At 79.1% G+C, this 919-nt stretch carries 1 protein-coding gene; it reads right to left on the bottom strand.

From position 1 onward, the window contains the following. Positions 1–919 (bottom strand): BTAD domain-containing putative transcriptional regulator (locus VR44_RS39210; RefSeq protein WP_045952467.1); only part of this gene is annotated, 919 nt, incomplete at both ends.

The raw sequence follows: 919 nt of genomic DNA, 5'->3' as shown, positions 1-919 counted from the left end.
GCAGATCTCGGTGACGGCGGCCGGGTCCTCGTCGGGGCGGAAGCCGGGGCGGGCGGCGGCGGCCCGGTCGGCGAAGAGCCGGTGCGCGGGGCCGGGCGGGAGCGGGTCGAGGGGGCGCAGGAACTCTCCGGGCACGCCGAGGGGTTCGCGGCTGGTGGCCAGGATCCGTACGCCGGGGCAGTGGGTGAGGAGATTCTCGGCGAGGGCGGCGGCGGCGTCGACCACGTGCTCGCAGTTGTCGAGGACGAGGAGCAGGCGGCGGTGTGCGCAGTGCTCCACGAGGAGGGTGGTGGGGTCGGCGTCGGCGGGGGTCTTCTCGCGGGCGACGAGGCTGTTCTCACGCAGGCCGAGGGCGCTGAGGACGGCCCCGGGGACGGCGGCGCCGTGGTCGAGGCGGGCGAGTTCGACGAGCCAGCCGGATTCGGGCTGGGCGGCGGCCGCGTGCTCGGCGAGGCGGGTCTTGCCGGAGCCGCCGGGGCCGGTGAGGGTGACGAGGCGTACGCGGGCCAGGTCGTCGGCGAGGGCGGCGAGTTCGGGCTCGCGGCCGACGAAGGAGGTCAGGCGGGGGCGGAGGTTGCCGCGGGGCTGTGCGGGCGGGGGCGGCGGCGGGGGCCGGAGGAGTTCGGTGTGCAGGGCGCGCAGCTGGGGGCCGGGGTCGGTGCCGAGGCCTTCGGCGAGGTCGCGCCGGGTGCGCTCGTACGCGGCGAGGGCTTCGGCGGGGCGGCCCGCGGCGGCCAGGGCGCGCAGCTGGAGGGCGCGGAGGGCTTCGTCGTACGGGTGCTCCTGGACCAGTGCCCCGATCTCCGGGAGGAGTGCGGCCGGGGTGGTGGCGCCGCTGCGCAGGTCGGCCTCGACGCGGTCGCGGAGGGCGGCGGCGCGGCGGGCCTCGGGGGCGGCGGCGTGGGCGGTGCGGGCGGGT

The organism is Streptomyces katrae, from assembly GCF_000966975.1.
GTDB lineage: Bacteria > Actinomycetota > Actinomycetes > Streptomycetales > Streptomycetaceae > Streptomyces > Streptomyces katrae.
The sequence above is the reverse complement of the archived record's forward strand: the minus strand, read 5'-3'. Positions and strand labels throughout refer to the sequence as shown.